The organism is Christensenella hongkongensis, assembly GCF_000981035.1.
Classification (GTDB): Bacteria; Bacillota; Clostridia; order Christensenellales; family Christensenellaceae; genus Christensenella; species Christensenella hongkongensis.
Map to the genome: position 1 here is coordinate 1 of NZ_LAYJ01000030.1, position 9,999 is coordinate 9,999.

The 9,999-nt window shown below is 54.0% G+C and carries 10 protein-coding genes; 6 read left to right on the forward strand and 4 right to left on the reverse strand.

Features of this window, described 5'->3' with window-relative positions:
- The first annotated feature begins 216 nt into the window (after positions 1-216).
- On the forward strand, positions 217-867 hold the full coding sequence (locus CHK_RS01115; RefSeq protein ID WP_046442140.1) for a hypothetical protein: 651 nt from the start codon (positions 217-219) through the stop codon (positions 865-867).
- Positions 868-967: 100 nt separating this feature from the next.
- On the opposite strand, the gene htpG is transcribed toward CHK_RS01115, so the two are convergent.
- Positions 968-2,869, reverse strand: coding sequence for a molecular chaperone HtpG (gene htpG / locus CHK_RS01120; protein WP_046442142.1), 1,902 nt, complete (start codon positions 2,867-2,869; stop codon positions 968-970).
- A gap of 153 nt (positions 2,870-3,022) precedes the next feature.
- Here htpG and CHK_RS01125 point away from each other — a divergent pair, with 153 nt between their 5' ends.
- Positions 3,023-4,351: a dihydrolipoyl dehydrogenase family protein gene (locus tag CHK_RS01125; RefSeq protein WP_046442143.1), complete on the forward strand. Its 1,329-nt coding sequence runs from the start codon at positions 3,023-3,025 to the stop codon at positions 4,349-4,351.
- Between the two features lie 27 nt (positions 4,352-4,378).
- Positions 4,379-4,717, forward strand: a complete 339-nt coding sequence (locus tag CHK_RS16455; protein ID WP_046442144.1) for a hypothetical protein — start codon at positions 4,379-4,381, stop codon at positions 4,715-4,717.
- A gap of 270 nt (positions 4,718-4,987) precedes the next feature.
- On the opposite strand, the gene CHK_RS01135 is transcribed toward CHK_RS16455, so the two are convergent.
- The gene (locus tag CHK_RS01135; RefSeq protein ID WP_046442146.1) at positions 4,988-6,394 is read right to left on the reverse strand and encodes an MATE family efflux transporter; all 1,407 of its coding nucleotides are present in this window, start codon (positions 6,392-6,394) and stop codon (positions 4,988-4,990) included.
- 107 nt (positions 6,395-6,501) lie between these two features.
- Here CHK_RS01135 and CHK_RS01140 point away from each other — a divergent pair, with 107 nt between their 5' ends.
- Entirely contained in the window at positions 6,502-7,095 is a 594-nt protein-coding gene (locus tag CHK_RS01140; RefSeq protein ID WP_046442147.1) for a TetR/AcrR family transcriptional regulator, read from the forward strand.
- Here the strand turns inward: CHK_RS01140 and CHK_RS01145 are convergent.
- Both CHK_RS01145 and CHK_RS01150 read right to left on the reverse strand, forming a co-directional pair.
- Entirely contained in the window at positions 7,073-7,597 is a 525-nt protein-coding gene (locus CHK_RS01145) for an O-acetyl-ADP-ribose deacetylase (RefSeq protein WP_046442149.1), read from the reverse strand. The two genes, CHK_RS01140 and CHK_RS01145, sit on opposite strands and share 23 nt — an antisense overlap.
- A gap of 17 nt (positions 7,598-7,614) precedes the next feature.
- Complete coding sequence (locus tag CHK_RS01150; protein WP_046442151.1) at positions 7,615-8,223, reverse strand: 4Fe-4S binding protein; 609 nt, start codon at positions 8,221-8,223, stop codon at positions 7,615-7,617.
- A gap of 162 nt (positions 8,224-8,385) precedes the next feature.
- Here CHK_RS01150 and fabV point away from each other — a divergent pair, with 162 nt between their 5' ends.
- Positions 8,386-9,561, forward strand: coding sequence for an enoyl-ACP reductase FabV (fabV, locus tag CHK_RS01155; RefSeq protein ID WP_046442153.1), 1,176 nt, complete (start codon positions 8,386-8,388; stop codon positions 9,559-9,561).
- Between the two features lie 68 nt (positions 9,562-9,629).
- A partial coding sequence (locus tag CHK_RS01160; RefSeq protein WP_046442154.1) for a transaldolase family protein occupies positions 9,630-9,999 on the forward strand: 370 nt, incomplete at its 3' end.

Consider the following 9,999-nt stretch of genomic DNA (forward strand, 5'->3'; position numbering starts at 1 on the left):
GGAGTGCGGTAACACTCCAAGCCCTGCTATCCGGTGCCGCGACACCCTCAAGCAATCCCATCAGGGACACTGCGATCAAGTATCATTATACATTCCCTCGGGAATGAGTGCAACGATATTTTGACGCGCGAGGGTTTTTAGAGCTATGCTCTGCGCACCCCGCGCGTTTTTGTATTTGGGAAATTCCCAACCATTAAAAAAAGGTGGTTGGGAATTTTGAAACAGGATACACAGTCAAACCACACCCGCGCCCTGCTTGGAGCCATTCCGCAGGATTGCCCCAGCGCGGCCCCGCTGTTCCGTCTGGTGAACGACCTTGCCGACCGTCTGGGAGACAAAATCCCGCTGCTGTGGGAATACATTTCCGGCGTTCTGGAATCGTCCGGGGCTGCTTCGGCTTTCGATGCGGAAAGCTACGGCTACGAGGCAGGCAGCCGCCTGCTCGATATTTCGCGCACCATCATGCAAACGCCCGCGCATGCCTATGGGGCGGCGCCGGATACAGAGCTGCTGTCCAGTGATTTTGACGACATCAGGGATGCGGAAACGCGCAGCTGCCTCTGCTTTGCGGAGCTTTCGGACGCGTACTTTTTCGACGCGTACGATAAATATCTGAAAGACCGGCAGTCACACCTTGCGTTTTGCACCGACGTCCCGCAAATCAATAAAGCGGGAAAGCAGCTGGGTGGGCTTCTGGGGGAGCCTGCCATAGCAGAACTTTACGGTAAGCTGCGCGATCTTTTTTTCCCATGCCCGGCGCTCGAGGCCTTCCGGCATGGTTATTCGGCATTCCTGCTGCGGGTATTGACGCGCATGGACGCGGACACCGGCAAGCAAATCTGGCAGCTGTGGTGCGAGTACCTGTAAGCCCCTGCCGCCCAATCAAAAACGCCCCCTGTTCCGCAGCGGAAAGGGGGCGTTTGCATTATTGCCATCATACGGTTAAGCCCGTGCGTGCACCATCCGTTTACATCAGGCTGAATACCAGCTCGGAATAAGCGGCGGGATCCTCGATTGGCAGCCCTGCCATCAGCTCTGCCTGATGGTAGAGGATTTGCGCGTATGCCTTTGCTTTTTCCCTGTCGGTTTTCTCCAGTTCTTTGAGCGTCTGGAACACCGGATGCTCTGCGTTTAGCTCAAGCACGCGCTCAGCCTTCATTTTACTGTCCGGCTGCACCTGTGCAAGGTATTTTTCCATCTCAAAGGAAAGCGGCCCCTCTGTGGTCAGGCAGACCGGCTGGCTGCGCAGCTTCCCGGAAATACGGGCCTTTGCAATGCGGTCTCCAAGTGCCTCCTTCACAAAATCGAGCAGCTCTTTGTTTTCCTCGCCCTGCTTTTCGATTTCCTTCTTTTCGTCCTCTGTTTTCAGGTCGTCGTCCGCGCTGTTGATGGATTTGATCGGCTTATCGTCATACTGCATCAGCGCCTGCGCCATAAATTCATCCGCTTCGTCTGTGAAATAAAGGATTTCATATCCCTTTTCGCGGATGTATTCCGCCTGTGGCAGCGATGCAATATGCCGGATGCTGTCGCCCGTCGCGTAATAAATGGACTTCTGGCCTTCCTTCATGCGCCCGGCATACTCCGCGAGCGAGGTCAGCTTTTCTCCCGCCGACGAATGGAACAGCAGCAGGTTTTTGAGACTGTCCTTGTGCGCGCCGTATTCAGCCATAACGCCGTATTTCAGTTGCAGGCCAAAAGCCTTCCAGAAGGTTTCATAACTTTCGCGGTCGTTTTTGAGCATCTTTTCAAGCTCGCCCTGTATCTTCTTTTCAAGGTTGGATGCAATGGCGCGCAGCTGTCTTGTCTGCTGTAGCATTTCGCGGGAAATATTGAGCGAAATATCAGGGGAATCCACAATTCCGCGCACAAACCTGAAATGCTCCGGCACCAGCTCCTCGCAGCGCTCCATGATCATCACGCCGCTTGAATAAAGCTGCAAGCCCTTTTTGTATTCCTTGGTAAAATAATCGTAGCTCGCCTTTGCGGGGATAAACAGCAGCGCCTTATAGTTGATCATGCCCTCCGCGTCCACGCGGATGGTTTTCAGCGGGTTTTCAAAGTCAAAAAACTTTTCCTTGTAAAAATTGTCGAGGTCTTTTTGCTTTACCTCATTTTTGTTGCGCTGCCAGATGGGCGTCATGCTGTTGAGCGTCTCCAGCTCGCGGTAGGTCTCCCATTCCGGCTCCGCGCCCTCTTTGCCCTCGTTTACGTTGCGGCTGCGCTCCATCTCCATTTGCACCGGGTAGCGCACGTAATCCGAGTACTTTTTCACCAGTGCTGCAAGGCTGTTTTCATTCAGGAAACGGCTGTAGTCCTCGCCCTCTGCGTCAGACTTGATTTCCATAATGATCTCTGTGCCCTGCGTGTCCTTTTCGTAGGGCGTGATGGTGTAGCCGTCCGCGCCGGAGGACTGCCATTTGTAACCTTCCTCTTCGCCGTATTTTTTGCTAAGCACAGTGATTTTATCGCTGACCATAAAGGCGGAGTAAAAGCCCACGCCAAATTGGCCGATGATGTCGATGTCCTCCTGCTGCTGCTCGCCCTCTGCCATATCGTTCTTAAACTGGAGCGAGCCGCTGCGCGCGATCACGCCGAGGTTGGACTCCAGCTCTTCCCTGTTCATGCCGATGCCGTTGTCTGTAATTTTCAGTATGCGCTTTTCGCGGTCCGGCTCGATGCGGATATAAAAATCGCTCCGGTTAAGCCCTGTGCCGCCGTCCGAAAGGGATCGGTATACCAGCTTGTCGATTGCGTCGCTCGCGTTGGAAATCAGCTCGCGTAAAAAGATTTCCTTATGTGTGTAGATCGAATTGATCATCAAATCCAGCAAACGCTTTGATTCTGCTTTGAATTGTTTCTTTGCCATTTTTATCACCTCTGTAAATCTGCTTATAAAGAAAATTATACATTTTTTTCCACAGAAATCAATGCACGCTCTTTGCGGGATAGCGATATTGCCCCAAAAATCCGTTTATAGTTATGGGTAAGGATAGAATCAAGCCAGATAAAGGAGACGGTTATGAAAAAATACGACGTAGTGGTCATTGGCTCCGGCCCGGGCGGGCAGGTGTCGTCAAGGGCGCTTGCAGCAGGCGGCAGGAAGGTCGCGGTGGTCGAAGAAGATTTGTGGGGAGGAACCTGCCCCAACAGGGGTTGCGATCCCAAAAAGGTATTGGTGGCGGGTATGGAGGCTGTAGACCGCAGCAACCAGCTCGATGGAAAGGGACTTTCCCCCATACGTTCCATCAACTGGCCCGGGCTGATGGAGTTTAAGCGAACCTTCACCGATCCCGTTTCATCCTCGTCCAAAGAAGGGCTGGCTCGCCGCGGCATAACCACGGTCGACGGGAGCGCAAAATTCGTGGACAGCGGGCAAATCGAGGTAAACGGGCAGGCCATAAAAGCGGATACGTTTATCATTGCGACAGGCCGCCGCCCGGCGGTACTCGATATTGAAGGAAAGGAATATTTGAAAAACAGCGCGGATTTTCTGGAAATGGAAACGCTGCCGCGCAAAATTACCTTCATTGGCGCGGGCTATATCGCCTTTGAGCTTGCGTGCATTGCAAACGCCGCCGGCAGCGAGGTAACCGTAATCCACCACAACGCCCGTCCGCTCAAGGGCTTTGACGAGGGCCTTGTATCGGCAATGGTGCTGGCGATGCGGGCAAAGGGAATCCGCTTTGTTTTTGATGTGGATATTGCAAAGGTAAGCAGGCAGGGCGGTTCGTTTTTGCTCGAAGCGGATAATTATGAAGATAAAACGGATTGCGTCGTGTGCGCCACGGGAAGGCTGCCCAACCTCGAAACGCTCGGCTTGGAAAATGCGGGCGTGGAATATGGCAGGCGCGGCGTGGAGGTAAACGGTTTCCTGCAAACGTCAAACCCCTCCATATATGCCTGCGGGGACGTTGTCGCCAAAAAACAGCCGGGACTGACTCCCGTTGCCCGGTTTGAAGCAAAATATATCGCGCAAAGGCTTCTGGGCGGCGAAACCGGAAGCATCGTATATCCTCCGGTTCCGTCCATCGTATTTGGCAGTCCAAAGCTCGCGTCGGTCGGCATTTCGACTGCCGACGCAGGCAAAGAGCCGCAAAAGTATACCGTCAAAGAAGTCGATATGACAAGATGGTTCAATTACCGCCGGATAAACGAGCCGGTTGCAAAGGCAAAGCTTGTGTACGGGGACGGGCTGCTTGTGGGCGCGCATATTCTTTCCGGCACTGCGGACGAGCTGGTCGATTACCTTGCAATGGTCATTGCCCTCAAAATTTCGAAGCAACAGCTCAGCCAAATGGTTTTTGGCTTTCCAACCATCGCCGCCGACCTCCAAAGCCTGCTCCGCTAGTCCGGATATCCTGCCACGTGCTCTTTTTTGCTACTGTTACCGAAGCCTGTTACCGGCATTGCCTTTGAGGGGACGCGGCGTACATGGAAAGGAATATCTGTAAGGTACGCCGCTCTGCTTGCGGGCGCGCGGCAGGGAGGCACAACGAAAAGCGCCCTCCATAAGCCCCTTGCAGGCAATATCCTGCAACAGACTCCGATTCTTGCGCGCACCACGCGGCACATACTGTGGGGAGCTCTTTTTTTGGTACTGTTACCGAAGCCTGTTACAGGCATTGCCTTTGAGGGGACGCGGCGAACAGGGAAGGGAATAACTGTAAAGTACGCCGCTCTGCTTGCGGGCGCGCGGCAGGGAAGGACAACATGAAGCGCCCTCCACAAGCCCCTTGCAGGCAATATCCTGCAACAGGCTCCGGCTTTTGCGCGCACTGTGCGGCAACCGTGCGTTGCCCGGGCATCCACTCTGTCAGCGCGAGTATAGCCTGTTGCGTGAAAATGCCTTTGCGCACGAAGTAAGCAGGCTTTGAACGCGACGGGCTGTACCCGCGTGAAGTCAGCCGCCACAGGCTCCGGAAACAACTGCAAAAAAAGCGGATGCCGCCGCACCCGCCCCTTAAATCATTCATCATATAGTATGCTATGCTGTGCCAAGCGCGGCCCTGTTGCGGGGATCGCGCTTTTCCATGTTGCGAAGCTCGCCAATCACAAGCGCAACCGCGAGGATTGCCGCCGCCCCGTCTGCAATCGGCCCTGCATACATCACGCCGTCGATTCCCCAGAAGATCGGGAAAATCAGGATCAGCGGAAGCAGGAATATAATCTGCCGCGTCAGCGACAACAGGATGCCGCGCGTCGCCTTGCCGATTGACGTAAAGAAATTCGAAATGAGCGGCTGCATTCCGTTTGCAAAGGTCAGCAGCATAAAGATGCGGAAATACCGCTCCGCAAACTCAAAATAGTCCTCGCTGCCCTCGCCGAACGCGCTCACAATCTGCCGCGGGAAAAGCTGGAAGGCTAAAAATGCTGCGATGGAAATCGCAAGGACGATAACGGTAGCCTTGGAAAATGTCTTTTTGACCCGTTCGTAATTGCGTGCGCCGTAGTTAAAGCCCACAATAGGCTGGCAGCCCTGCGCTACGCCGATTGCAAACCCCAGGAAGAGAATGTTCACCTTGGTGATAATGCCCACCACCGCAAGCGGTATCTCGCTCCCATAGTGGGATAGCCCGCCGTAATAGGTGAGCGTGTTGTTCATGGTGATCTGCACGGCTGTCAAAGCGAGCTGGTTGAAGCAGGCCGCCATGCCAAGCGTAAAGATCATTTTTGCGTATTCCCAGTGCGGGCGCAGGTGTTTTTTGGTCAGCTTGAGCGTTTTAAACCTGCGGAAATACAGGATTACCATAACCGCGGAAAGTATTTGCCCCAGTACGGTTGCAATCGCCCCTCCGGCGATGCCCATATTCGCCCCGAAGATCAGCACCGGGTCGAGAATCGTGTTGAGGATCGCGCCGGAAAGCAGGCACGCCATGGAGTAACCCGGGCTGCCGTCCGCGCGCACCAGCTGGCTGCCGCCCGTGGTCAGGATGATAAACGGGATTCCAAGCGTGGTAATTCCCGTGTAGGTCTGCGCATAGGGAAGGACGTTAGGCGTAGAGCCAAACGCCATCAGCAGCGGATCGAGGAACGCGATTACCACCACCGCAAGCGTCACGCCAAAGGCAATCATCAGCGTAATGCCCGTCCCGGCGATATGCCCTGCCTTGTCCTTATGCCCCTCGCCCAGCCGCAGGTTAAAGTTGGACGCGCTGCCCACGCCGATCAAAAGGGCGATAGCCGTGCTGATCGTGGTGAGCGGGAACGCAACGTTTGTCGCGGCGTTTCCAAGCAGCCCTACGCCCTGCCCGATAAAAATCTGGTCTACGATATTATAGATTGCGCTGACAAGAAAGCTGATGATTGCAGGGATCGCGAATTTGGCGATCAGCTTGCCAATCGGCTCGGTTGCCAGTGGGTTTTGTGCAGTGTTATTTATTGTGTCTGTCATTGTGTCCTTCCCTTCCTTGGATGCGTTTGTGCTGATTGACATTTTAGTACAAATGTGCTAAAATGTCAACAATGTTTTGGCAGATCACGGCATAAATGAGGGAAACAATGAAAAAAGACATCAAAAACGAGATCATTTCAGCGGCGCGGGAGCTGTTCAGTATAAACGGCTATAATGCGGTCACCATGCGCGACGTTGCCGATGCGCTTGGCATCAGCGTGGGGAACCTGACCTATCATTTCAAAAAAAAGGAAGACCTCATCGAAGCGGTGATTATCGATCAGCACCGTGGCTACAGGAAACACGGCGAAATCAAAACGCTTGCGGCGCTCGACGGGTTTCTTCGGTATATCACAGAGCACCACGATAAGCACCAGTACTATTTCCGGCACTACGCGCAGCTTTCACAGCTGTGCCCGCAGGTCTACCAGATGCAGCTTTCAGTGATGCGCGATTTATACGATACGCTCAGGACTGCGCTCAAAAATCTACGGGACGCGGGGCTTGTGCGCGGGGAAGAATTTCCGGGGCAGACGGAGGGCGTAATCCAGTCCCTCATGACCACCTCATGCTATAGCCAGCCGCATTTTGAGCGCTGGAAGGACGTTAGCCACGATGCAAGGAAATGTATGTGGAGCGTGGTATCCCTGATGCTCACCGCGGAAGGCAGGGAAGCCTTTACGCGGGAGATAGCCCTGTAAGGGCGTCCACGAGAGCCTTATCGTAAGCGTCCTTTGTTCTCTCGTCAAAGCATACCATGGTCACATCCATTTCAGGATGTTCTTTCAAAAACGACAGGATTGTTTCCGTCGCCAGTTTTGCCGCCCGCTCCAATGGAAAGCGGTAAACGCCCGTGCTGATGGAAGGGAACGCCACGGTTTTCAGGCCGTGCTCCGCCGCAAGCCGCAGGCTGCTGCGGTAGCTGCCCGCAAGCAGTTCTTCCTCGCCGTTTTTGCCGCCCCGCCAGATTGGGCCGGGCGTATGGATTACATAGCCCGCAGGCAGGCCGTAGCCCTTTGTGATTTTGGCCTGCCCGGTTTCGCACCCATGGAGCGTGCGGCATTCCGCAAGCAGCGCAGGCCCCGCCGCGCGGTGGATTGCGCCGTCTACGCCGCCCCCGCCCAGCAGGGAGGTGTTTGCCGCGTTTACTATCGCGTCCCCCTTGAATTTTGTGATATCGCCGGTCATAACATGGTAATTCATCGGAAAGCTCCTTTCATTCACGCGCGGCCCGCCGGGATAACCGCACCGGAAGGGCAGCTTTCTTCGCACAGGCCGCAGTGCAGGCAGTTCTTCTGCCGGATTGCGTAGGGCGAGCCTTCGGCGATGCACCTTTGCGGGCACACACCCGCGCAAATGCCGCACGAAATACATTCGCCTGTAATCACAAAGCCTTTTTTGTGCTCCTTCTGTTTGCCAAGCAGGAACGTCTCGCGAAAGATCGGCGTTCCTGAAAGATCAAAAAATTCGCCCTGTCCTTCGTACAGGCAAAACACCTCGAGAATTTTGCGGCTGTCGCCCGGATAGACCTCGTTCATGGAAGGATTCTGCTCAAAAATTGGGCCGAGCATATCCTGGGATACCTTCTTCACTTTCCCGCGCAGCGTAATCATCTGCCAGTTTTTATTCATGCCGGAAAGCGCGGCGAATTTTTGTTCTGTAAGCTGGCTGTAAAATTCCTTGCCGCGCGCCGTCAGGAAATACAGGCAATCCTCCTCCACAAGCATAACGTCGATAATCCGCGCCGTTGGCAGGCCGTCGTGCCCGATTGTCGCAAAAGAAAAGTCCTTGATTTCCCGCATCATTTTTAAATATTCACTGGTTTTCATAATTTGGCCTCCAAAATAAAAATGTAGTTAGCGTCACTACCTGAACGATAACACATCACAAGGGCGATAATCAATCGATTCCCATTATTTTGCTGAAATTACAGGAACGGTGTGGTAAAATATACGGGAATACAGAATGAAACAAAGAAGGAGTTTTGGAATATGATAGTTCAGCCCAAGGTAAGAGGATTTATTTGTACCACAGCGCATCCCGTCGGATGCGGCGAGAATGTGAAGGAGCAGATTGATTACGTGAAGGCGCGGCCCAAAACGCCGGGCGCCAAAAACGTGCTCGTTATCGGCAGCTCTACGGGCTACGGCCTTGCGTCGCGCATCAGTGCAGCGTTTTCGTGCGGGGCAAGCACAATCGGCGTTATGTTCGAGCGCCCGCAAAGCGGCAAACGCACCGCAACGCCCGGCTGGTATAATACGGCGGCGTTTGAGGAATACGCGCATGCGGACGGCCTGTACGCAAAGACGATTAATGGAGATGCGTTTTCTCAGGAAGTGAAGCAGCAGGTGATAGACCTGATCAAAAAAGATTTGGGGCAGGTGGATATGGTCGTATACAGCCTTGCATCCCCCCGCAGGACAATGGCGGATGGAACCACCTGTTCCTCCGTGCTCAAAACGACGGACGGCGAGTATACCAACAAGACGATAGACCTCGCGGCAAGGACTGTATCTGAGGTCACCGTTCCCCCGGCAACGCAGGAGGAAATACGCGATACGGTGAAGGTCATGGGCGGCGAGGACTGGAAAGACTGGATTACGGCGCTCAGCGGCGCTGGCGTGCTCGCAGAGCACACGGTTACGATGGCATATTCCTACCTTGGGCCGGAGCTCACGCATCCAATGTACCGCAACGGCTCTATTGGAAGGGCAAAGGAGCACCTGTTTGCGACCTCAAAAGAGATCACGCAGGAATTTCCGGGCGTGACTGCGTATATCTCGGTCAATAAGGGGCTTGTTACGCAGGCCTCCGCAGCGATTCCGATTGTGCCGCTCTATATGTCCATCCTGTATAAAGTGATGAAGGAAAAGGGCATCCATGAGGGCTGTATCGAGCAGATGTACCGCCTGTTCCATGATAAGCTGCTGGCAGATAAGCCGCAGGTGGATGAAGACGGCATGATCCGCATGGACGACTGGGAAATGCGTGAAGACGTACAGCAGGAGGTAAAGCAGGCATGGGACCGGATAAACAGCGATAACCTGCAACAGCTTGCCGATGTGGACGGCTATTGGGAGGATTTCTACCATATGTTTGGTTTTGGGATCGACGGGGTGGATTACGATGCGGATGTGGAAGTGGATAAAGCGGTGCCCAGCATTTAATTGTTTGAGGCGCGCGGGAAAAGCGGATAAATAATACATCATATTCCAGTAGAAAGCAGGGAGAAATTATGTTGGTATTGATTGACAACGCCGAGTTCAGCGAAATAGAAGCGCTTTATCACGATTATCCGTACGACGGGGTGACCACAAACCCCTCTATCCTCATGAAGGCGCACAAAAACCCGATCGAGCTTTTGAAGAAAATACGCGCTTTTTTGCCAAAGGAGTGCCAGCTGCACGCGCAGCTTGTGTCTGAGACGACAGACCAGATGATCGAGGAGGCGCATTTCATGCTGCACGAGATCAGCGACGAGCTGTTCGTAAAGGTGCCGGTGACCACGGAAGGCCTGCGCGCCATCAGCATCCTCAAAAAGGAAGGCATCAATATCACGGCGACAGCCGTCTACACCGCCATGCAGGCTTTTATGGCGGCAAAGG